General features: G+C 46.6%; 18 protein-coding genes and 1 other RNA gene. 10 read left to right on the top strand and 9 right to left on the bottom strand.

Translation table 11 applies throughout. From position 1 onward, the window contains the following. Nucleotides 1-25: 25 nt before the first annotated feature. The 4 genes from xni to NFHSH190041_RS13940 form a co-directional block, all read right to left on the bottom strand. Nucleotides 26-805: a flap endonuclease Xni gene (xni, locus tag NFHSH190041_RS13955; RefSeq protein WP_261922382.1), complete on the bottom strand. Its 780-nt coding sequence runs from the start codon at nucleotides 803-805 to the stop codon at nucleotides 26-28. Then, on the bottom strand, nucleotides 805-2,160 hold the full coding sequence (gene ppnN, locus NFHSH190041_RS13950) for a nucleotide 5'-monophosphate nucleosidase PpnN (RefSeq protein WP_261922381.1): 1,356 nt from the start codon (nucleotides 2,158-2,160) through the stop codon (nucleotides 805-807). Before ppnN ends, xni begins: the two co-directional genes overlap by 1 nt. 26 nt (nucleotides 2,161-2,186) lie before the next feature. Next, nucleotides 2,187-3,740, bottom strand: coding sequence for a GGDEF domain-containing protein (locus tag NFHSH190041_RS13945; RefSeq protein WP_261922380.1), 1,554 nt, complete (start codon nucleotides 3,738-3,740; stop codon nucleotides 2,187-2,189). 347 nt (nucleotides 3,741-4,087) lie between these two features. Next, nucleotides 4,088-6,364 (bottom strand): tetratricopeptide repeat protein, encoded by a 2,277-nt coding sequence (locus tag NFHSH190041_RS13940; RefSeq protein ID WP_261922379.1) that lies wholly within the window; start codon nucleotides 6,362-6,364, stop codon nucleotides 4,088-4,090. 131 nt (nucleotides 6,365-6,495) lie between these two features. Between NFHSH190041_RS13940 and NFHSH190041_RS13935 the strand changes: the two genes are divergently transcribed. After that, entirely contained in the window at nucleotides 6,496-8,289 is a 1,794-nt protein-coding gene (locus tag NFHSH190041_RS13935; RefSeq protein ID WP_261922378.1) for a M61 family metallopeptidase, read from the top strand. A 138-nt stretch (nucleotides 8,290-8,427) separates the two neighbouring features. On the opposite strand, the gene NFHSH190041_RS13930 is transcribed toward NFHSH190041_RS13935, so the two are convergent. Genes NFHSH190041_RS13930 through NFHSH190041_RS13920 form a run of 3 tightly spaced genes read right to left on the bottom strand, consistent with a single transcriptional unit; the run spans nucleotide 8,428 to nucleotide 10,639 of the window. Further along, on the bottom strand, nucleotides 8,428-8,739 hold the full coding sequence (locus NFHSH190041_RS13930; protein ID WP_261922377.1) for a DUF3325 domain-containing protein: 312 nt from the start codon (nucleotides 8,737-8,739) through the stop codon (nucleotides 8,428-8,430). Beyond that, complete coding sequence (locus NFHSH190041_RS13925) at nucleotides 8,736-10,319, bottom strand: PepSY-associated TM helix domain-containing protein (RefSeq protein WP_261922376.1); 1,584 nt, start codon at nucleotides 10,317-10,319, stop codon at nucleotides 8,736-8,738. The genes NFHSH190041_RS13930 and NFHSH190041_RS13925 overlap by 4 nt, the downstream gene beginning before the upstream one ends. Continuing rightward, a complete protein-coding gene (locus NFHSH190041_RS13920; RefSeq protein ID WP_261922375.1) occupies nucleotides 10,316-10,639 on the bottom strand; it encodes a hypothetical protein in 324 nt (107 codons plus the stop codon). The genes NFHSH190041_RS13925 and NFHSH190041_RS13920 overlap by 4 nt, the downstream gene beginning before the upstream one ends. Nucleotides 10,640-10,911: 272 nt before the next feature. Between NFHSH190041_RS13920 and NFHSH190041_RS13915 the strand changes: the two genes are divergently transcribed. From NFHSH190041_RS13915 to NFHSH190041_RS13895, 5 genes are all read left to right on the top strand, one after another. After that, nucleotides 10,912-12,489, top strand: coding sequence for a methyl-accepting chemotaxis protein (locus NFHSH190041_RS13915; RefSeq protein WP_261922374.1), 1,578 nt, complete (start codon nucleotides 10,912-10,914; stop codon nucleotides 12,487-12,489). 124 nt (nucleotides 12,490-12,613) lie between these two features. Continuing rightward, the gene (locus tag NFHSH190041_RS13910) at nucleotides 12,614-16,621 is read left to right on the top strand and encodes a PAS domain S-box protein (RefSeq protein WP_261922373.1); all 4,008 of its coding nucleotides are present in this window, start codon (nucleotides 12,614-12,616) and stop codon (nucleotides 16,619-16,621) included. Next, entirely contained in the window at nucleotides 16,614-17,603 is a 990-nt protein-coding gene (locus NFHSH190041_RS13905) for a response regulator (RefSeq protein ID WP_261922372.1), read from the top strand. The genes NFHSH190041_RS13910 and NFHSH190041_RS13905 overlap by 8 nt, the downstream gene beginning before the upstream one ends. Before the next feature lie 16 nt (nucleotides 17,604-17,619). Continuing rightward, nucleotides 17,620-18,606: a two-component system response regulator gene (locus NFHSH190041_RS13900; protein ID WP_261922371.1), complete on the top strand. Its 987-nt coding sequence runs from the start codon at nucleotides 17,620-17,622 to the stop codon at nucleotides 18,604-18,606. 152 nt (nucleotides 18,607-18,758) lie between these two features. Beyond that, nucleotides 18,759-19,253, top strand: a complete 495-nt coding sequence (locus NFHSH190041_RS13895) for an outer membrane protein assembly factor BamE (protein ID WP_261922370.1) — start codon at nucleotides 18,759-18,761, stop codon at nucleotides 19,251-19,253. A gap of 60 nt (nucleotides 19,254-19,313) precedes the next feature. On the opposite strand, the gene NFHSH190041_RS13890 is transcribed toward NFHSH190041_RS13895, so the two are convergent. Continuing rightward, complete coding sequence (locus NFHSH190041_RS13890) at nucleotides 19,314-19,622, bottom strand: RnfH family protein (RefSeq protein WP_261922369.1); 309 nt, start codon at nucleotides 19,620-19,622, stop codon at nucleotides 19,314-19,316. Continuing rightward, nucleotides 19,612-20,046 carry a type II toxin-antitoxin system RatA family toxin gene (locus NFHSH190041_RS13885; protein WP_261922368.1) on the bottom strand — a complete coding sequence of 145 codons (435 nt, stop codon included), beginning with the start codon at nucleotides 20,044-20,046 and terminating at the stop codon, nucleotides 19,612-19,614. Before NFHSH190041_RS13885 ends, NFHSH190041_RS13890 begins: the two co-directional genes overlap by 11 nt. A 193-nt stretch (nucleotides 20,047-20,239) precedes the next feature. Between NFHSH190041_RS13885 and smpB the strand changes: the two genes are divergently transcribed. The 4 genes from smpB (at nucleotide 20,240) to NFHSH190041_RS13865 (ending at nucleotide 23,415) form a co-directional block, all read left to right on the top strand. After that, nucleotides 20,240-20,728, top strand: coding sequence for an SsrA-binding protein SmpB (gene smpB, locus NFHSH190041_RS13880; protein WP_261922367.1), 489 nt, complete (start codon nucleotides 20,240-20,242; stop codon nucleotides 20,726-20,728). 93 nt (nucleotides 20,729-20,821) lie between these two features. Then, nucleotides 20,822-21,203: a transfer-messenger RNA gene (ssrA, locus tag NFHSH190041_RS13875) on the top strand. A gap of 345 nt (nucleotides 21,204-21,548) precedes the next feature. Continuing rightward, complete coding sequence (locus tag NFHSH190041_RS13870) at nucleotides 21,549-22,274, top strand: VacJ family lipoprotein (protein ID WP_261925130.1); 726 nt, start codon at nucleotides 21,549-21,551, stop codon at nucleotides 22,272-22,274. A 34-nt stretch (nucleotides 22,275-22,308) separates the two neighbouring features. Next, nucleotides 22,309-23,415, top strand: a complete 1,107-nt coding sequence (locus NFHSH190041_RS13865) for a response regulator (protein ID WP_261922366.1) — start codon at nucleotides 22,309-22,311, stop codon at nucleotides 23,413-23,415. The last annotated feature ends 45 nt before the right edge of the window (nucleotides 23,416-23,460 follow it).

The raw sequence follows: 23,460 nt of genomic DNA, 5'->3' as shown, positions 1-23,460 counted from the left end.
GTTAAACGTATTTACCCAAACCGGGTTAACGGGCTGGTGACGTTTTATTTGCTTGGCAGCGGAATTGATTTAAACGGATATCTAAGTCGATATCGGTACGTAACCGTGCTAATTGGTAACTGAGCCGGGCCATTTCTCGGCCATCCGCCAGTTTTTTGGCCTGTTTCGCGCCTAGGCTGTCCAGCGAGGCATATAGGTTACGCAGATGCCGGAAACTGCGCAGCAGTTCTGCCGCTGACTTGGGGCCGATACCTGGGATGCCGGGAATGCGATTGCCGCTGTCACCTGCCAGTGCAAAAAAGTCCAGCAATTGGCTGCGATCTACCCCAAGTTTGTTCTCCAATGCAGTAATATCCAGATATCCCTGACTGAAATGATCCCATTGGCTAATTGCCGGATGCAGCAATTGGGCAAAGCCTTTATCGGTGGAGACAATAATTGCCCGCCCGCCATGCTCGGTCAGTTTACAGGCTAAGGTAGCGATAACATCATCCGCTTCTGCTTCAGCATTGATGGAGTTAATCCCTTCATCGGCCAAGTGTTGTTTTAGAGCAACTAATCCCTGCGCCAGTGCTTCAGGCATGGGTTTTCGGCCTTTTTTGTAATCGGGATAAAGTTGTTTGCGCCAGGTTTCGCCGTCACCATCCCAGACAAGTGCCACATGGCTTGGTTGGTGAAAACGCAGCAGTTTGCGACAGGCTGCGCTGACCCGGGAGGTCAGGGCGGCCATATCTGTTTCGTTAGGTTGGGTGGCGTGCATGCGCCGGACCAGGTTCAGTCCGTCAATAATAAGCAGCGTATTCATTATTTGATGATTTGATAACAAGGTGTATAGGTATTGCCGGGCAGCTTCATGCGCTGCTGGGTGACAAAGGCGCTGAGAAGATGATCCATCAGTTCCATCATTTTCTCATCACCGTGAATATGAAAAGGCCCCTGCCGCTTAATCAGCGCTAAGGTGTCAGCTTTTACATTGCCGGCTACTATAGCAGAAAACGCTTTTCTCAGGTTGGCTGCCAGTTCAGCTTTATTGGCCTGAAAATTCAGTCGGAGATTAGCCATAACATCATGATTCGGTTGAAATGGTAGCTGAAACTCGGGTTCAATTTTCAATGACCATTGATATTGATAGGCATCCCCTGTGGTGCGCCTGTGGTCTTTGACGGTTTCCATGCCTTGTTTCATCACCCTCGCAACGGCTTCGGGATCATCAATAATGATACGATAACGATTTTGGGCTGTTTCACCCAAGGTGGCTTTAATAAAGGCATCAATCTCAAGGAAATAATCTTGACTCTGCGCCGGGCCGGTTAATACCAGCGGTAAAGGAATTTCAGCGTTGGCCGGATTAAGCAATATGCCCAGCAAATACAATAACTCTTCTGCTGTGCCTGCCCCACCGGGGAAAATAATGATGCCATGTCCCAGTCGGACAAAGGCTTCTAGTCGTTTTTCAATATCCGGTAGGATCACCAATTCATTGACAATCTGATTGGGTGGCTCAGCAGCAATAATACTGGGCTCAGTCAGACCAATATAACGGGCATTTTTTATGCGCTGTTTGGCATGGCCGATAGCTGCGCCTTTCATCGGGCCTTCCATTGCCCCCGGTCCACAACCGGTACAGATATCCAGTGCTCTGAGCCCCAGTTGATAACCGACTTCCCGGGTATAGCTGTACTCCGTTGGATTGATGGAATGACCTCCCCAACACACGACAACATTAGGGTCTCGCTCAGGTGGAATTGCGCCAGCATTGCGCAAAATATCAAATACAACATTGGTAATATGGGTGGCATTAGTCAGGTTGATATGCCGCAGGTTGTCGTATTTATTGGAGATATAGAGAATATCCCGTAGTACCGCAAACAGGTGCTCGCGGATCCCGGTAATGATCTGGCCATCAACAAATGCCTGCTCCGGGGCATTCATCAATTCTAGCTTTAAGCCACGTTCACGCTGTAGGACATTGATTTGAAAATCTTTATACCGTTCAAACAGCGCATCGGCATCATCGCTTTTTAAGCCAGATGACAGCACTGCCAGTGAGCAACGGCGATAAAGCTGGTATAAATCACTTTTAGCGCTCTGTTTCAGCAGATTCACTTCCAGCTGAGACAATTGCACCATACTGCCTTTGGGACTAATCCTGACTGTCATGGCACCTCCTTGAGCCGGGGACAGGATCAGCTATCAAGTTCTACCCTGTCCCGGTTGGCGTTTTTAGCCCGGTACAGAGCAGCATCGGCGCGTTCAAAGACTTCTTCCATCGCTTCCGTCTGATTTAGCTGTGCTGCTCCTATAGATACTGTAACGGTAATTTTCTGATTTTTAAATTTAAATGGGATGGTTTTTATCTTTTCTCGCACGCGATTGAGCAATTGACTGATGTCTTTGGCGGAGACATTGGGGATTAAAAGCACAAACTCTTCGCCGCCAAATCGGGCCACAAATTCAGTATCTCGCAGGGCGTTTTTAAGTGCCATAGCGATAACCTGTAAGGTTTTGTCACCACAACTGTGGCCGAAAGTATCATTGATTTTTTTGAAATGATCGATATCCACTACCGCCAGCCACAAAGGGTTACCGTGGCGTTTGAAGCGGCGCATTTCCCGCGCCATTCTGTCTTCCAGCGCCGCTCGGTTAGGCAGTTGGGTGAGAGGATCAAGCTGGTTGATCTTTTGTTGCTCAATCAATTTTTCTTTGTAGCTATTAGCCTCTTCGTTTAGCTCTGTTAACTCTTTGCGCATGGCTTCTATTGCTTTTCTCATAAGAGCTTGTTCTTTATGCTCTAAAGATTCTTTATGGGTTAGTGCCGTACGGATCCCGGCCAATTGATCTGATACCCGAGTTTTTAGTTGCTGCAGTTCATTGATATCGGTAATGCTGTTTTGCACAGAATTGACTTGCTGATTAATTTCGGCATTGAGTTGAGATTTCAGATCGGCACTGAGTTGGGTTTGATGATATGAGTCAGTTACGACGTTTTTTACTGCGCTGAGCGCATCGTTAAGAGTGGCAAGAAACTCTTGGGATGCGCATTTTTCTTGGGCAATATTCCCCAGCAGTAATCCTAGGATCGTTTGATAGGCTTCTAGCAGATGGTCGATATCAATATTGCTGCCCAGTTGTTCTTGTAGCGTCTGAATCTGATCTTGCTGATCATAGTTGAAATCGATTTCTGTAATTAGCTCGGTCAGTTCTTGCGCCAGTTGTTGATGTTTAGGCAGCACTTGTTCTTTTTGGGTTGGATCAAGAGTCGCGCTGAGTAGATGTTCCTGAAACTGGATAATTTGTTCAATTTTAGGCAGATACTCCCATACTGTATGCAGTGGTTTATCTAATCCTTTTTTAAAATAATTCAGTTCGGTTTTTAGTTTTGCCTCAGGGAGATTAATACGCTGAATTTGTCGGGTGATCCGGGTTAGACCGGCGCGACTCTGCTCCAGTTGACTCATAATCAGGTGATATTGTTTTTTCAGTAACTGTTCAACTTCCAATAGGTCCGGCAGTGCATCATCCAATTTCTCGTAGTTAGTTAGCTGGTGGCGTAGTTTGGCTAGCTTATTATCTAGCTCTAGATTTTGCCCTTTACAGGCAAGACTGAGACTCTGGATAAATTCGAGCAGGGTTTGAAGTTTGGCATTGCGATCTTCATTGATATCCGTCAATGCCTGCTTGGCTGATTGCAGTTTTTGTTGCAGCAATTTGATTTGTGAGGCGTTGTTACTTGTGTCCATAGTGGAATGACTATCCTGCCCTGTAATGCTGTCAGTAAGTATTCGGGAGCAAAGCGACAATATGTGCTTTGATGTGCTGTACAACGACGGCTAAATTTACCTTTTAAAACTAGCATAGCCTTGGGCGACTTTCTGACTAACCTTAGGGGGAATTTGTACCTTAATTACCACCAAGGTCGTGACCTAACAGTGTGGCAGCAAGGAATTTGAATAATAGCGACAGGCTAATACCAAGCCGGATAGATACAGGACTCTGCCTTAAGAGCCGAACCTTTCTGGCGCGTTTGAGGCACCTTTTTACTACGTTATCGGCTTATCAGGTAGCACCAACTATTAATGCTTTTTATTTAGTTTGTTGGTGAACCGTTTGGCCAGCGTATCGCGGTTTTATCTGCATTGCAGCTTATCCGGATAAGCCCCCGGGTAATGCCTTTACTCAGATTGAAATACAGTGGCGCAGTAAATATTCCCGGTGGGGCAAACTCCAGAGGCGTGAGTTTTACTGCGTGGATGTTAATGCCATTTTTTTGCGTCGCTTGTTGCGCCGATTTTGGTTGCTGAGCTTGGTGATTAGCTTGATCGATGTCAGGTTCCCATGGTTCAGAGGGGGATGATATGCCCACGGATACTGGCTTTGACAGTGACAGTGCGCCAGCCAGGGCGTAACGGGCAACATCTAACTGTTGTTGTGGTTCAATGCGCCAGTTGGCATGGCCGCACAGAGGCAGCGGAATAATGCCCACAGCGGGAGCGCAGATGGAACTAGGGGTTAACAGCGCTGCAGCAGGGGTTAATAGGTGCAGGGCTTGCTCAATTGATAGTGGAGCGCTACCTAACAGTGCTAGCAGGCCGGGGCGGATAATAAAAGGGCTAAGTATTAATGACGGATTATCCTGCTGAGCCTGATGTGTGATCCCGTGAAGGTAATGTTGGAGCATTAAATGGTGGTTTGCGGGTTCCTGCATGATATCGGCGTGCATTTCTGGCCATAGCTCAAGCAACAACAGACTGGCTGGGGCTTGGTACGCTTGCTGTTGTGATAATTGCTCAAATAGCGCGTGACAGTTGGGTAAGCCTGTAGCTGCATCAATGCTCAATTGCCGTTTTGATTGCGCTATTTGCTGTTGCATAGCAGCTTTACTGCGTAGCAGATAGATAAGAAACAGCAGCAAAATAATCAGTATCACTGCAGCACATAATAGCAATTGTGTTTGCTGCATAATGTGCTGATCCCGCGAGGAGATTTGATGGCGCAGCTTGGTTTCCGTTTGACTGTGTTGCTGGCGTTGTAACTCGGCTTTGAGGGCCTCGGTGTCTTCGGCTTGGCGCTGGGGAATCGTTTTAAGTGCAATAATCTGCTGTTGCTGCTGAATGACATTATCCTTGTTGTCCAGCGCCAGAAGGGCGGTAGCACTGAGGGTGAGCGCGGTAAGCTGCTCTTCAATTAAGCCCTTTTCCTCGGCCAGGTGGAGCGAAAGTTTGGCATGTTGACGGGCCGGTTGCCATTGATGGTCGGCTAGATAGACTTCGGCTAATAGCGCCTCATTATAAAGCAGGTAGTGGGACATCTGGCGCTGCTGAAAAAAGTGGTTAGCATTGCTCAGATATCTGATGGCATTAGGGTAATCTCCCAGTTTGAAATACGCCTCCCCTAAGTTGTGTAGATTTAGCGCCTGATTGATACGGTTGCCAGAGCGGATATCAATTTGTTGGGCGTTAAGATAGTGATCGATAGCTTTACGCCAGTTTCCCTGTTTGGCGTAGACACTGGCTATGACGCTCATGGTATGGGATGAATAAGGCGCATTATCTGCTTTATCAAAGCTGTGTAACGCATCATGAGCATGTTTCAGCGCCTCTGCCCAGTGTGCTAACTCCCGATGCACCTTGGCTAAGGACAGATTCAACATCGCCAATTGTTGAGGCTGATCCGGGCGGGTCAGTTGGTATGCTCGGGTGAAAAAAGGCAGTGCTTTAGTTTGCATACCACGTTTATTAAAGTGTTTGCCCAAGGCAAAGGCGGCATAAGCATTGAGGTAATCATTGTTTAGTTCATCGGCCACTTGGTGTAACTGTTCTAGGTGAGACTGTGAAAGTGAGTATTGCTGCAGCAGCAGGTGTAACGAGCCGAGATGATCATGCAGGGTGTAGCGCAGTAGTTTAGCCTGGGTGCCGCTGAGCTCCTCGCTCTGTATCAGGGCATGATTGTAGAGCGTAATGGCTTCTTGATAACGGATTTTATTACGCCCCTCCAGTCGGGCGAGTAGCATGGTGATAGTGGCTTTTTCTAATGGTGACTCTGCCAATTTATCTAGTAAGGTAAGTAGCTCGCGGTTTTGCGGCTGGGCTGGGTTACGGTTAACCCCAGGTTCCATATTCAGCCTGACGGCTAACTGAATTTTTCTAAATAGGCCGCTACGACTTAGCCCCTGTCCAGCCGCAAATTGATGTAACTGAGTGCGGCTTTCATTGCCCTGTAACTCATCAAGTCGCAGGCTAATCTGTTGGTAAAAATTGGCGGCAGACTCGCGGATACGAATTTCATCATCAAGCATCTCCGTGGCGGGTACCTGGATGGAAATCAGTAAAAACAGGGCAAACAGAACGCGGACGGTGAAACACATAGGCATATCATCCTGGCCGGCATTCCCGGCCGAAATTTTCTTTTGTTTTGTTAGTGTTGCTGAGTATATGAAGAATGTTTTGGTATACTCGGCGAACTTTATTGCCGGAATGATAACAGAAGGAACTGCAAGTGAAACCGGGTTTAATAGCATTTTTTACCATCACATCACTTATTGCTTTGCCGGCTGTGGCAGAGGTTAGTTATGAGATTGATTTAACTGAACCTGAGCATCAACTCGCACAGGTAAAAATCAATTTCCCCCAAGCTGAGGGGCAGTTGACCGTCAATTTGCCGGTATGGCGTACAGGTAAATATCAGGTGCTGCCATTAGCTGACGGGGTGCGCATGTTTAATGCGCTTGATGAGGACGGTAAACCGCTGACCTGGCAGCGTACTGCCAGCGGTGAATGGCAAATCAGTTTGCCTGAGCCAACCGAGGTCGAGGTGCGTTACCAAATTCATGGTGATCTACTTGGTAAGCGAGTACGTCATATTGATGCCAGTCATGCCTATCTCGATGCCAGCGGGGTATTTATGTACAGCCCGCGTTTTCGAGATGAGCCGGTAACGGTTGATTTGGATGTGCCGCGGGGATGGAAGAGTTATTCAGGCATGGCATCCAGTCGACGGCATCGTTTTGTAGCCCCTAATTATGATGTGCTGGTGGATTCACCAATTGAAACTGGGATTTCTCAACACCGTACCTTTGACGCCAATGGGCGTGAATATGAGTTAGTTGTATGGGGAGAGGGGAATTATGATCTGGATCAGATCGAGGCTGATTTAACTGCGTTAAGTGGTACGGCTGCCGCACTGTGGGATGATTATCCTTTTGAGCGTTACGTTTATATGGTGCATGCCACCGCGGGTGAGCGTGGTGCCACGGAGCACCTGAATTCAACTGTTATCCAGCGTCCCCGCTTCAGTTTCCGCGAGCGGCAGGATTACCTAGGCTTTATCGCCACCGCCGCCCATGAATTTATCCATACCTGGAATGTGAAAGCATATCGCCCCAGTGGCTTGGTTCCCTATGAGTATCAAGGGGAAAATATGTCCCAATTGCTTTGGCTGGCAGAAGGCTCCACCAGTTATTTTCAGTATCAATTACTGCTGCGGGCTGGCATTGCGACGCCAGAGGAGTTTTTTGCTGATTTAGCTAAACGCATAGACCGGCATCTTAATAATCCGGGCCGGGAGCAGCAGTCGGTTGCTGAAGCCAGTGAAACCGCCTGGATCAGCAGTGGTGGGGATTATGCCATTAACCACAGCGTCAATATTTACTCTGAAGGGTATCTGACATCACTGGCGCTGGATTTTTCGCTGTTAGAGCAAACTAAGTTGGCTCATTCCTACCGGGATGTTCACCGTGCGTTGTACCGCGATCATCGTTTGCCAGCCGGTTATACCGTGGCACAGGTACAGCATATTTTGCAGCAATTGAGTGGGCAGGATTACCGCCCTTGGTGGCAGCACCATGTGAATAGCCCACTATCATTAGACTTTACCGCCTTATTGCAACAGGCCGGATTACGCTTTAGTTACGGAGAAGACGATAAGGTAACAGCTTCTATGGGCGTTATGCTGGCGGATGACTCTTTAACTTTGGCCCATGTTCAACGCGGTGGACCAGCTTGGCAAGCTGGGCTACATGCTGGCGATCAGCTGGTAGCTATTAATGGGTTGAGGCTAGAGAGTGCCAGATTTGATAAGCGGATAGCCGACTTTCAACCGGGTGATAAACTTGATGTCACCTTGTTCAGTAATGACAAACTGAAAACACTGTCACTGACATTGGGGGAAACCCACAGTGGTAAAGCCCAGATCCGCGCTCTTGCCGGCGCCAGTGAACAGCAAAAAGCCTTTTTAACTGCTTGGTTAGGTATTGATTGGCCATTCGATGCCAAAGGGGCATTTATTCGTTAAGGCAAACAATGCTGTAGCAATCTAAGTGTTGTTATCACTGCACTAGATACAAAACTAAGACATCGATGCAGCCGGTGATTGCCGGCTGCGGTTGTGATGAATGCTATTGTGTGCTGCACACCGGTTATCCGGTTTGTTTTAGCGAGATTGTTGCCGCCTTTTCTGTGTTTGGCCACGTAACTCTTTAAGTGATTGCAACAGGGCGATAAACAGCGCTGTCATGGTCAGATTCCCCAGCCAGAGTAATATCCCCAGCCCCCAATGCTGATGATTAGCACTGAGTAGGGCGCTGGCGAACAGCAGTAACGCCCCGCTCAATTTAAGTATAAGGCTAGTTCTTGTCCCCGGCGCACGGCCAAACCACTCGCGGTAGATGCCAAAGCTACTTAGAGCAAAACAAGCAAATGCGCACAGGTTAATAAGGGTCAGGGGTAACAGCAGTTGACTCACAGTGCGGCCTCCTTTGCCTGCAATATGGTGCGAGGACTGTTGCGCTGCCTACTGTGATGGGCGCCCAGCATGAGTAGGACGGCGAAACACAGAGCCATGATATCCACCCAAGCAATAAACCATTGTCCCTTGGCGATATTACTAAGCAGATGTTCACTGGAACTGGCAGCATTGATTAATGGCACTCCTAGCCAAAGTAGACTTCCGGCCAGTAATGCTTGATGCCAGCGCAATTTCTGGCACAGTGCCAGCAGTATAGTACTGCCAAGAGCAATAAAAAACATATTTATTTCAAAGTGATAACGGCTTGGCAAATCCCATGGTAATAAGCGGTTTGCCCATAAGAAAACGGCAGTGGCTATCGGCAACCCAGTGATAAAACCAAGATTGAGACCATCACAGATTGCTAACCCTAATTGGCTGCCGCATGTGTGACTGGTTTTACTGCTGCGATATTTCTGCCGCATTTTGGTGGTCCATAGTAGTGCGCCGGAAGCTATCATCACACAACCTAGTATTCCACTGATAAAGAAAGCAAAACGTAGTGTTGGCTCGGCAAAACGTGCAGCATGAAGGCCAATGAGGGTATCGTAACTTTGTTTCATCGGGCTAAGACTTTCTCCCACCCGGCCGAGAAAACGACCATCAGTACCGCTAAATAACAGCCGAGGTTCAGCTTCGCTGATCCATTGGTCATTGCGAAGCCATACCTGGATCTGACTGTTGCGATCGCCGGGATGAATTACCTTGATATCCTTAATGGCATGGCCTTTGGCGTGCTCAAGGATACTCGGCAGTAGTGATCCCAGGGCTATTTGAGGTGCTGGATGGCCTGAGGCAGTCACCTTCGCCAAAGGAAGTACCGCCTGTTGCAGTGCCTTGCGGTCGCCATCAAAGGCAGTATGTAGCGCCGAAGGCATATAGAGAAACATCAGGGCCAACAGACCGGTATAAGTGATCATCAGATGATAAGGCAGGGCCAGCACACTGGTGAGGGTATGCCCATCTAGCCAGCTGCGAGGTCCCTTTTTCAGCCGCAGTGCAAAAAAGTCTTTAAAGATACGTTTATGGATCACAATACCGCTGATAATGGCCAGCAGCATAAACATGGTGGCAAAACCCACTAGATATCGTGCCAGCGGTACCGGCAGATAGTGTAGGTCAAAGTGTAGCCGGTAAAAGAAGTGGCCACCTTTGGTCGCCCGAACATCAGTAATCGTTCGCCCTTCCGTGGTGACCACATGTTCATAGAATTTTCCGCGCTCGCCAGGACTTGACGGTTCCTGCCAAGCAAAGCTTACGTAGGGAATTCTGTGGCTTGGCAGGCGGATCTGCCAACTGGCAGCGTGGGGGGCAATATCACTCAGATAGGCCTGACCTTTCACCAATGTCGCAGCCAAATCCACCTTGTCGTAGTCGGTGATCACCTGACTGTGTAACTCGGGCTTCATCCATAAATTAATTTCATAACGGTAATAGCTTAGGGTGCCGGCAAAAAAGATCAGTAATAGCAGCCAGCATACCAGCAGACCGGTCCAGCTGTGCAGCCAGGTCATGGTGCGGAAAAAACTCTCTTTCATAGCAGCGGCCTTTGTTGTAGCAGAAAAATAATGGCGCAGCTGCCTAGGCTTAGCACCGTCATCACAGCCCACATCCAAGTGGCAGAGCGCGCCGCAAATGCCCACAATGCAAACCCACACCAAATAGCGAAGGCTAACATCATGCTCAGTAATGTACTGTCTGCGGCTGGTAGCGGCAGGATAATTGCTGCCAGCGCAATCAGTGCTGATGTGGTGAGATAGCCGCCGACGCCAGCCGCGAGTATCCGATTCAGTGGATAGAGCGAACGGGGAAATTGCCAAGAAAAAGTCGCGCTGTTCTTTGTCCGGTGGGATGACATTTATTGGTCCGCATAGGGCATTTGAAAGAGCGTCAGTTTAATTAAAATTAATTTAATTGATAAACGTTTTTATTCTCGTTCAGTGTACCATTGCTGGGTTCTGCCAAGTTGATCCCACTTCCGTGCCGGTATTTCCCTGGTAATCCTCCTTATTTTTCGCCAGTTATTAGATGGCGAACAAATTAACTTAAATGCATTTGATATGTGTCATAGGGTTTAATGGCCTGACTTGTCAAAATGCTGCTTCAATGATTTACAAAGGTATCAGAGTAATGAGAGATCAGGCTCCTGTGACTCAACGGGAAAAGCCGATTGCAGAGGACGCAATTTTACTGTCGACAACAGATCTTAAGGGAAGAATCAAATACGCCAATCAGGCTTTCTGTGAGCAGAGTGAATACACCATGGATGAGATGCATGGTCGACCACACAATATGATCCGTCACCCGGATATGCCTAAAGCTGCATTTAAAACATTATGGCAACGGGTGCAAAGCGGTAAGCCTTGGATGGGCATGGTAAAAAACCGTTGCCGTAGCGGTGACCATTATTGGGTCAATGCCTATGTGGCCCCGGTTTATGAAAATGGTCAGGTACATGAATATCAATCGGTTCGTCGTCAGGCAACTCGGGCGCAGATAAATGCCGCCGAAGCTTTGTATCAGACGCTGAATGCGGGTAAAACGCCACGGATTATTAAGCAAGATAAATTAGGCCTGACAGGCCGGATACTCTTTTTGTTGGCGCTGGTCAGTGCGATTTCTGTGGCCGCAGCTCAAGGTCACTGGTTATTGGGTTTAGTGGCTGGTTTAGTCGTGGGACTGGGTGGTGGTCTGGCGTTATTGGCACCATTTAATCGCTTGGTGCGCCGGGCAGAAAAAATTATTGATGACCCTGTGGCGAAGGCGATTTACACCGGCAGACGAGATGATATCGGTCAGCTGGATTTAGCCCTGCAGTTTTTGGTTTCAGAAACCGCTGGTGTGGTCGGGCGTATGGCTGATTCTGCGGCATCGATTAGTGAGCAGAGCGCGGATATGAGTGACATGATGCAGCAAAGTTGTGCGCGGGCCCAGAGCCAGAGTGAACACACAACGGCCTCTGCAACGGCCATTGAAGAGATGAACTGCAGTTTCGCCGAAGTGGGCAATAATATTCAGCAAGCCGCCAGTGCCGTACATGATAGTCTGCGATCCGCGGATCAGGGTCATGACAAACTGGAGTTGCTGGTAAATGCCATTGAAACAGTCAGCACGCAGGTGAGCGGTTTTGCCGGCATTGTGCATTCCATTGAGCAAGACAGCCAAGCCATTAACGATGTTTTGGAGGTGATCCGGGCGATTGCGGATCAAACCAATCTGTTGGCATTAAATGCTGCAATTGAAGCTGCCCGGGCCGGTGAGTCTGGCCGTGGGTTTGCCGTGGTGGCTGATGAAGTGCGGCACTTGTCTGCCAGAACTGCTGAATCTACCGGTCAGATTGAAACCATTGTGCAGAAATTCCGGGCCAGTACCGACAGTGCCGCTCAAGCGATGGAAGCGGGCAATGAGCAAGTCGATAAAGCGGTGGCACTTGCCAGAGAGGCGGATACGGCATTTCAGGATTTGCAATTAGCGATGGAAAGTCTCAACAGCTTAAGTGATGCCAATGCGGCGGCCATGAGTCAACAGACCACGGTCGCCGGTGAGATAAGCCAATCCATCCACGATATTAGTGGTTTGGCACAAGATAGCTTTGAGCAGACCCGTCAAGCCGAAGAGATGGGCAGTCAAATGCACCGTTTGTCGATAAAAACCTACGGTCTGTCAGCTCAGTTCTGGAAACAAAGCGTACAACGCCGCCTGGACTGATCCGGCATTAGCGCCAGTGTGTTGGTGGCACTGGTGCGGTTTTTCCGCCCTTAATGACAAAATCGCCTATGCTTATTTGAAAGTGTTTATTGCTGCATTTTCAAAGGGATTAGGCGGATACAGGATGTCATTTAAGGGCAAATTGATCATACTTTTGTTGCTGGTCGGCGCATTGCCGATTGCAGCGGTGTATTTTCAGTACAGCCAGAATAATGCCACTGTGCGTGAGTTGGTATACAGTGAGTTAGCCAATGAAGCCATGGTGCTGTCTGATCTTATCGACCGTAATTTATTTGAGCGTTACTACGATGCTCAGGCATTTGTTCTCAGTCTTAAAGGGCGCCAAGATCCTTTCCCCTTACCGCAAGCAAATCGTCGTCAGATTTCGGTGTATTTTGACCAACTGGTGCGGTTTTATCAGATTTACCGGCGCATTGTTCTGTTATCCCCTCAAGGGGAGTTCTTGGCAGGTAATCACTCCAGTGCCGATGGACATGCCTTGCCGTTATTAGCCATAGATACGGATGCTATCCGGCATTCTGACTGGTTTAAACAAGCACTCACCCACGGAAGCCATCACACCGCAGACTCTGTGCCCACAGTAACTGCAGGCCCCTTGACCAATCCCCTTTATAGCGCGCAAGAGCCAAACAGCTATGACATGATTTTTGCTTTTGCACTGCGAGATGAAAACGGTCATCCAGTGGCTGTATTGGTTAATTTGATGGATTTTAATGCCATAGCTCAGATGGTGGATGATTTTCATCACCTGCTGCAACAACAAGGGGTGACCCATGATGATGCTATGGTGCTGTTGGATGGCAGTGGTCGGGTGTTACTGACCTCTGATACTGCATCGATGCCGTTATCTCAACAACATCATGTTGCTACACCGTCAGATGCCGGCCTGTGGCGGGAGTCAACACTGCCGCAGGTAGCGCCCACAGCAGTAATGCCGACGCACGTGAGTCAGGCGTTGGCATTGCGGGGTGATAATTGGGCTGAATTGCAGATGCCTGCGGCACTGGCCGCCATTGCAGGCCAGTCTGGGGCGATACAGGGGCGCTTTCCAGGGCAGTCTGATACGGCATTGATTGGTTATGCCCATAGCCAGGGAGCATATGATTTTCACGGTACGGGCTGGAGTGTACTGATCGGGCGGCCGGTGGCGGTGGCATTTGCCGCCAATATTGCGGCCAATAATAAGGTTATTTGGTTGATGGGCGGAGTGATACTGCTGATTTTGTTAGCCAGTATCATATTTGGCCATCGTTTGGCGGAGGAACTATCGGCGTTGGCCCGCGCCATTGCTGCGCTGTCTAAAAATCAACTCGATAGTATGGTGTTGCGCCATCGTTTGACAGGGGAAGTCCAGCAGGCATTTATTGCTTTGGATGTGTTGCGACATCATCTGATTTATAAAAACAAACTGGAGCAGAAAAATAATGAGCAGCGCCGGGAGTTGTTGCTTAAAGACGCTGCGATTGATACCGCGACCACAGGAATTGTGATTGCAGATGCTCAGGCCGCAGATACGCCGATAATTTATGCTAATCCGGCGTTTTATCGCACCACAGGTTACGATGCATCTGAAACCTTGGGACGTAATTGCCGTTTTTTGCAAGGTTCGGACACTGACCAGCCCCAGATAGCAGAAATTAACCTAGCGCTGAAAGCTGGCCGCAGCATTGACGTGGTGCTGAAAAATTACCGTAAAAATGGGGAGCTGTACTGGAATCACCTTTATATTTCTCCGGTGCGCAATGAAGATAATGTGATTACCCATTTTGTTGGCATAGAAACTGATGTCAGTGAGCTGAAAAATTATGAACAGCAGATACGGGAGTTGAATCTGTATCTGGAAAATCGGGTGCAATCCAGGACATTGGCTCTGCAACAGGCGGAGCATCAACTGCGGGCTACCTTTGATGCCATGATGGACGCATTGGTGGTCGTGGATAACAACGGGGTTATTCGCCAGGCCAATCGCAGCACCAGCACCATTTTTGGCTTTAATACCAATGAGCTGTCCGGGCAGAATGTCGCTGTGCTGCTGTCCTGTGATAACAAAATTGTGGATATGGCATCTTGGTGTCGGGAGCTGGCGCAGACATCTTCCCGCCGTACCGCTGTGTTAACCGAGTTGGAGGCTATCAATAAATCCGGTCATATCTTTCCGATAGAGTTGTCAGTAACAGCCGTTCATGGCGGTAGTTTGCAAGGCTATACCTTGGTGTTACGGGATATTAGTGACAGAAAGGCGGCCGAAGTTAGACTGCGCAAGGCCCGGGATGATGCTGAGCAGGCTAACCGGTTTAAATCTGAGTTTCTTGGCAATATGAGCCATGAACTGAGAACGCCGATGAATGCGGTTATTGGTATGACAGATTTGGTGCTGGACTCGCAGCTTTCTGCTGAGCAGCGCCGGCACCTCACCACGGTATCTAAATCGGCCCATGCTTTGCTGGCACTGTTAAATGAAATTCTCGATTTAACCAAATTAGAGCGTGGTTCAATGGAGATTGAGCAGGTTACTTTTGAATTGGCACCTGTGGTTCAGGCCGCAGTCGGCATCAGTGAAGTGCAGGCCAAAGGCAAAGGGTTGTCACTGTGTTGTGAGCTTGACTCAAGGTTATCTACTCGGGTTAAAGGCGATCCGGTGCGTTTGCGTCAGGTGTTGGTGAACCTAGTCGGTAATGCGGTCAAATTTACTGAGCAGGGTGAGGTGAACGTGTTTGTAATACCTGCTGAGGATGACAAGGTAATCCATTTTACGGTTACTGATACTGGAATTGGAATTGCGCCAGACCGGTTAGCACATATTTTCAAACCGTTTGTGCAGTCTGATGGTTCCATTTCACGCCGTTTTGGTGGCACAGGGTTAGGCACTACGATTTCCCGGGAATTAGTGGAAAAAATGGGCGGTAAAATTTGGGTTGAAAGTGAGCCTGAGGTTGGCTCTAAGTTTCATTTCACCGTTAGTTTACCGTCATGTGAGGCGCCGGTGATTGAGAGTGTATCTTGCCATGATGCGACAAGAATTTTTCAGCCCACTCAATCATTAAATATTCTGTTGGCAGAAGATATTGCCGTTAATGCTGAACTTATCCAAACCCGACTAGGCCGAGATGGGCACAGAATTTGCTGGTGTCAGGATGGGTTACAGGCGCTGCACACATATAAAAAACGCAGTAGGGAATTTGATTTGGTGCTGATGGATATTCATATGCCGATGATGAACGGTTATCAGGCTGCCGAAGAAATAAGCCGTTTTAATGCTGAGCATGGAGTCAATGTGCCGATTATTGCCTTGACAGCCAGTGGTATGGGACAAGACAGAGAAAAGTGCCGTGATGTCGGAATGGCTGGCTTTGTCATTAAACCGGTGGACTTTAGCCAACTTACTGCTGTGATGGCTGAACTTTTACCTCAGGCGTTCTCTGAAACATGTTTCTCCCAGATTCAGTCTGAGCCTGCATCGACTATTCAACAACCCTTATCTGGACTCAGCACCTTAGTGGATTTGGACATGGCGCTGGATAATTGGGGCAGTGAAGATAAATATCTGGTAATGGTGAGGGATTTTGCCGTTAAGTGGCAACATGGTGCCGCAGAGATGACATCATTATTACAGCAGGACAAACATGCCTGCAGCCAACTTGCTCATCAATTGACAGGTGTTGCTGGTGGATTGGGCATGATGAGTTTGAGCCATGCAGCTCGGACGCTGGAAAATGCAATAAAGGCATCAGCTTCAACCGAAAGTCTCCTCGAATGCGCAGAGCAATTAACGGAACAATTATCCCAAATACTCACCGCGATTGCTTTGTTGCCGGTATTAAATCAGGTCATAACCCCCGCGGTTGAAGCTGATTTTAAAACGGCCTTACCTTCGCGACCGCTGGCGGATGTTATGGCTGAGCTGGAAGCGTTGAAACAGGCTCTACAAAGAGGAACATTTGATGATACGCAGTTAGCTAATGTGCTACAGGGATTAGCGGGTTATTTAGATCGTGATGTGATTGCTGAGCTGGCTACTCGTGTTGATGAGTTTGATTTTGAGGGCGCTGTCAGTTGTATCGGCCGGATTGCCGAGGCGCTGATATTGACGATGGAAGGCCTGCATGAATAAAAAAGCAAGGATATTGGCCGTTGATGATGAATTGGCAAATTTAAAGTTACTTAAGAGTATTCTTAGTACCAGCCGCTATGAGGTCTCATTTGCGATTAATGGCCCAGATGCTATCAGGCGGATAGAAACTGAGCCATTTGATGTGCTGCTGTTGGATCTGGTGATGCCTGATATGGACGGCTACAAGGTATTAGATCGGCTGCGAAAATGGGATCGTAGCTGGCGTATTAGAGTGATTGTGCTGTCATCCCTGAACCGGGTTGAAGATAAGCTGCGGGCATTTCAATTAGGGGCGGTAGATTATGTAACTAAGCCGTTTAATAAACGGGAGTTGCTGGCGCGGATCGATGCCAGTATGGCTCATCCGACAGTGTTTGACACTATTGAAACGCAACAGCAAATTTTGACCCCTGAACTGAGTCGGTTACAACAGGCGATTGATAATCTCGACTCGGATCCTGATGCCACAGAAAGCGCGTTGGAAAAAAGCATCAGCCGCATTGACCAACTGTTGCAGTTTTATCAAATTCAAAAAGCGGAAATTCGCTTAAATGTCATTATAGTCAATAGTTTTATGAAGCAGCTCTGCGCTTCAGTTAAAGACAGATTCCCGGTGGAGGTGAGGTATAACTCTAAAGATCCTTTCCGCATCGCTGGTGACAGTAAGTTACTGGAACGTATGTTTGTCGCCATGTTTGCTTTCAGTGCTGCTCGCCGAGAAAACAATGATGTGGTGATGTCGTCTACACTGAGAGCAGATGCTGTGATGTTAACGCTGTTTGATTCCGGCCCTGTGCTGTCTGACAAAGCCGTTAATGCCATGTTTGACCCTATGGCAGCAGCGGATGACAGCGAATATTTTTATGATTTGTCCTTGGCTGGCGCGGCTGTCATTGCAAAAAAACACGGTGGGGTATTGATCTGTCAGTCAACCCCTCAAGAGACAGTCTTAACCCTGAAAATGCCTTTGCGCAATGGATAACGGAGGCCTTTGCTGAATGTCGTATCCCATTTTAGTGGTCGATGATATGCCGGCAAATCTGAAGCTGTGTAAGAGTATTTTGGAGCAATCCGGTTACCGCTGCTGTTTTGCCCAATCGGGAGAGGAAGCTCTGATGCGGGCCCGGGCAGAGCAACCGCAACTTATTTTGTTGGATATTATGATGCCGCAGATGGATGGCTATCAGGTTTGTCGTGAGCTGAAATCCCACCGGTCAACCTGCCATATTCCGGTCATCTTTATTACAGCTCTGAATGGTGAGGCGGATGAAACTGCGGGGTTTGCCGCTGGTGGCGTAGATTATATCACTAAGCCGCTATCTGCCCCGAGGTTATTGGCGAGGATCCGTAATCAGTTATCTTTGGTTCAGTTGGATGAGCTGGAACAGACTCGGCGTTTGATTGTGCAGAAACTTGGTCGGGCTGCTGAATATAAAGATAATGAAACCGGTTACCATGTTATCCGTATGAGCCATTACTCCCGGTTGCTTGGATTAGCGGCTGGATTAAGTGACAGTGAGGCCGAGCTCTTGTTTCATGCTGCGCCGATGCATGATGTGGGTAAAATCGGCACGCCAGATTTTATTTTGCTAAAAGAGGATAAACTCAGTGCCGATGAGTGGCAGATTATGAAACAACATCCGCTGATCGGTGCGGATATTATTGGCCAGCATGATATTCCCTTGCTGCGTGCAGCCAGGGAGATCGCACTGACTCACCATGAAAAATGGGATGGTAGTGGTTATCCACACGGATTAGCTGGTAAAGATATTCCATTATTTGGGCGTATTGTGGCAATAGCCGATGTATTTGATGCTTTGACCAGTAAACGGCCCTATAAGTCTGGCTGGTCCTTGACTGAAACCTGCCAGCGGTTACGCAGTGAAGCTGGCGTGCATTTTGACCCCGAACTGGTGGAATATTTTTTAGCTCCGGAAACATTTGCTCAAGTGGAGAAAGTGTATCGGGAGTGGCCTGATAACTGACATCAGTTTGTAAATATGGTTGTGCTTGAGTTTTTATGAGGCCGTTTTTTTGATGAGAATTGATGGTATTGCTTTGCTAATGAGTTAGGTGCTGTCACTTTGCTTCAGCCTTGGGTATGATAACGATAGATTTCAAATAAGTAGCAGAAATAATGATCAATAAAAAGCAAGCTGTTACCCTGCTGGGTGTTGTCGCGCTGTCTTTCTCACTCAGTGCATGTAGTGTTTTTGACTGGTTGGTATATAAGCCGGATGTTCCTCAGGGCAACTATATGGAGCCGCAACAGGTTGAAAAACTCCGAATTGATATGACCAAAGAACAGGTGGATTATATTCTGGGCCGACCAGTATTACGTGATAGTTTTGCTGATGATACTTGGTATTACGTTTACCACTTCAAAAGTGGCCGCGATGCTAGTATTACCCATAAGGAATTGATTTTACATTTTAATGGTGACCATCTGGCGAGTGTTGATGGTGATTATGCCTTGAGCCCAGAATTTAATGTGCCATTGGAGCAAAGTTCATTACCAGGAGGCGCTGCCCAACCTCAGGAGCCACTATTACCTGAAACTCGCCCAGAGGCAAAACCTCTCGTTGAAGAGCAAAAACCGCTTTCTCAGCAGCAGAAAATTGATCAGGAATAAAACAATTAAGCCCGTAAACTACGGGCTTAATTATGTGTGGCTATGAGGTATTAAGCGATGTCAGGCATCTTTGTCGGCTTTGGCTCTTTCTGCCCTGCGCCGACGAGCATCTTTAGGATCGGCGATTAATGGTCGATAGATTTCGACTCGCATACCTGGTTGTAGTATTTCATCATGCTTGGCTAATCGGCTGTATGTGCCTAACTTAACGGTGTCCAGATCAAGATCAGGATAAAATGCTTGCATCTGGCTTTGACGAACAGCCTCAATAAAGGTCGTCTCCGGTGTCACATTAATCGTGATAATTTTTTGCTTATCTGATTGCGCATAAATAACATCTACGGCAAATTTGTCATGTTCATTTGGCATATATAATTTTTGCCCTTTCTGTAAAAGCTGTTACCATCGCGGCGACTAATTCCTGAAAAATTTTTCCAAAAGCCATTGCTGCCAGAGAGTTGGAAAATTCAAACTCTAATTCGAATTCAATTTTACAGGCATCATCCGTCAAAGCTGTAAATTGCCATTGTCCCTGAAGAAATTTAAAGGGACCTTTTTCCAGTGTTAGTTGAATTAATTTTCCCGGAATGAGACGATTTCGCGTGGTGAAAGATTTTGCTATTCCGGCTTTACTAATATCGACTCTGGCTAGCATATGTTCGGTGCTGCTTTCCAAAATTTCTCCCCCAGAACAGCCTGGAAGAAATTGGGGGTATGATTCGACATCATTAACTAAATCAAACATTTGTTGGGCACTGAAACGCACCAGTACCTGACGGCTGATTTTCGGCATTCAGAAATAATCCCGCATTAACATTATTCGTATCGATTTGCGGAGTATTGTATCATCGTCGAACTTATAAACCTATGAAGTGGCGATGTTGTGCTAAGAGGTGGATAAAAAAACAGCATTGGGTTGACATGACAAGAAAAAGTGATAAATAGACAATTCCAAATTGACTACCTCAGCGTATAATGACGGGCCTATGGCTAAGAAAAATTCCAAAAAATCCGCAAAAAATGCACCAGCAACGATAGCTCGCAATAAACGGGCGACGTTTGAATATCGTTTTGATGAAAAGCTGGAAGCGGGCCTGTCCCTGATGGGGTGGGAAGTAAAATCAATCCGGGCTGGTAAAATAAACCTGTCTGAGAGCTTCGTAATGGTTAAAAATGGCGAAGCTTATATGTATAACTGCAATATCACGCCATTGAACACGGCATCGACTCATGTAGTGGCAGATCCGACTCGGGCAAGAAAGTTATTGCTAAATCGTCGAGAACTGGATCGCTTGGCGGGGCTGGTTGAACGGCAAGGCTATGCTATTGTGGCGATTTCCATGTACTGGGGAAAAGGTTCCTGGGTTAAGGTGGAAATCGGGCTGGGTAAAGGTAAAAAAGATCACGATAAACGTGAAGATACTAAACAGCGAGAGTGGGCAATTGAAAAAGCCCGAGTAATGAAGAACAAATAATTAGCAACTGCCGATAATTCAGGCAGTTGATTTAAGCCGGGCTAAAACATGCTTGGTATTATTCAGCTTTAGCATTACAATGATTTACATCTTGGGGGCGATTCTGGATTCGACGGGATTCGCGAAACTCCGGGAGCATGCCGAGGGGCGGTTGGCCTCGTTAAAAGCCGCACAGTTATAGTTGCAAACGACGATAACTACAACGGAGTTGCTCTAGCAGCATAATTCTAGCCCTAATCGGCTAGATCTCCCCATCAGCCACATGCTTAGCACATGGGTAGTGGAATCTGATGGTCATCTAACATGATGCTAGCGAGGGAACCTTGTTCGGGGGTGAACCGCGAAACAGTACCGGACTCACCAATTAAAATCCTGTCTTTCGGAGGTTGATTGGTTAAACAAAAGAGAGACTAAGCATGTAGCGCCTTGAGCGTAGGTTTTTCGGACGCGGGTTCAAATCCCGCCGCCTCCACCAAACCTGATAAAAGAGACGTCTTCGGACGTCTTTTTTATTGCCTAAATTTCACTAAACTCCTATCTCGACTGATTTTGAACTTCTTTTATGGCATTGATTTTTAGCATATAAATAAGTATTCAATTTTCTGACGCTTTGTCATGCTGACATTGAATGATGAATCTTCCCAATAGGCGTAGACGCTTAATGGGCGTAGACGCTTAATGGGCGGAGACGTTATCAATCAGTTTTGTTATAGTGATGTAATCAAAAAATTCGGGTAGTTGCTGTGCCGCAGGAAGTGCGATTGAGAATGATATGAAGCAAATATTGATAGTGCTGTATGTCTGGTTTAGTTTAGTTGGCATGGTTGATGCCAAAAGTGCAGATGATAATACGATAACGACAAAAGCAAAGGTTGTTTATAACGATCCAAGGGATCCCTTTGAGAGCTTTAACCGCAGTATGTGGGATTTCAATTATCACTATCTTGATCATTATATCTATCGGCCTGTAGCGCATTCTTATGCTGATTATGTTCCTTCGCCAGTCAAAAATGGTCTGAACAATTTTATTGATAATCTCGAAGAGCCTGCAAGTGTCGTTAATAATACGCTACAGGGAAAGTGGGGCTGGGCTGCAAATGCGGGGGGACGCTTTCTTGTTAATTCAACAATTGGCTTGGTAGGCTTAGTGGATGTTGCCGATATGATGGGAATGCACCGTAAACAAGATGATTTCAATGAAGTGCTTGGTTATTATGGCGTTCCTAATGGGCCGTATATTATGGCACCGTTTTTTGGGCCGCATGTGACTCGGGAACTGGCTTCAGATTGGGTGGATAGCCTGTATTTCCCTTTATCTGAGTTTACGTTTGCACAGTCTGTGTTGAAATGGGGTGTTAAAAATCTGAATAAAAGAGCAGAAGCAATTGACCAGGAACGCTTAGTTGATAATGCGCTTGACCCATATACGTTTGTAAAGGATGCTTATCTCCAGCATATGGATTACAAAGTATATGATGGGAATATGCCGATTAAACAGGATAATAGTGACGAATTGCTGGATGAGTATCTTGAGCAATTGGACTAATTATTATTTCGAGAAGTAGTGCGAAGGATGGCTTATGGCATTAATTGGAACTTCGATTCTTGTTGTTGAGGATGATCCTATATTTCGAGCGCTGTTGGTCAATTTTTTACGTCAAAGAGGCGCTGAAGTATTTTTTGCTGCTAATGGTTTACAAGGAATTCAGGTTTTTACACAATGCTGTGTTGATATTGTAGTAGCTGACTTATCGATGCCTTATCTCGATGGTCTGGGGATGTTACAAGAGATTAAGGTGATTAAGCCTGAAACTCCTGCTGTTGTTATTTCTGGAAATGATAATATGGCCGATGTCGTTTCTTCTTTGCAGCTTGGGGCATCTGATTTTTTAGTTAAACCAGTAAAAGATTTGTTTGAGGTTGAGCGAGCTATTAAACAAGGGATATTATCTCAAAAAACTACAGATAGTTCATTTGATTATGGTCAGTTGGCGAAAGAGGAGTTACTTGAGACTTTAGCTGTAATTGATAAAAGCCCAGATATCGCCAAAGGTATTCAGCTTCAGCTTTATCCGCAAAATAATTTAAGGATTAATAACACTGTATTGAGTTATAAATTATCATATGACTTTGAAATCAGTGATTTTTCATTCGATTACTTGCAATTAGATGATGATAACATCTTGATTTATATTGCAAAATTTTCACCAAAAAATAATCAAGTCCCTATTGTATCTTTAATCATTAAAAGCGCTATTAATGATTACTGTACTAGATTTTATGGTTATAATAAAACTCCAATTGATAGGCTTAATGAAATAAAATCTTATATTGATGAGATAGTTTTAAACTCTGAGATGGATTTCGCTGTTGAAATATTAGTGACTATAATTAATCTCAGAGAGAAGAAATTGAATAGTCTCAGTTCAAGTAATAAAATTAATTTATATATAACATCAAAAAATAATATTTCTATAGTAAATAAAAATAGTGGATTTGATCGTATGCTACCCCAAAAATCATTTTCTACTGAGAAAAGCTTAGTTAATGAAGATATTTGGGTGGAGGCGAAAGATATTTATTTATTTTCAGGTGTTGATGTTAATAATTTAGTAAATAGGTTTGATGAAAAGAGTAAAAATCATTCTTCTAGCTCTGAAATAATCATTAAATTAGAGAGGCTATAGTTGTATATTGTTAGAATGAAGCCGTCGCTCAACGGCTTCATTTTA

It is taken from the genome of Shewanella sp. NFH-SH190041, assembly GCF_024363255.1.
Classification (GTDB): domain Bacteria; phylum Pseudomonadota; class Gammaproteobacteria; order Enterobacterales; family Shewanellaceae; genus Shewanella.
Note: the sequence above shows the minus strand (reverse complement) of the source record. Positions and strands in the feature narration are given on the sequence as shown.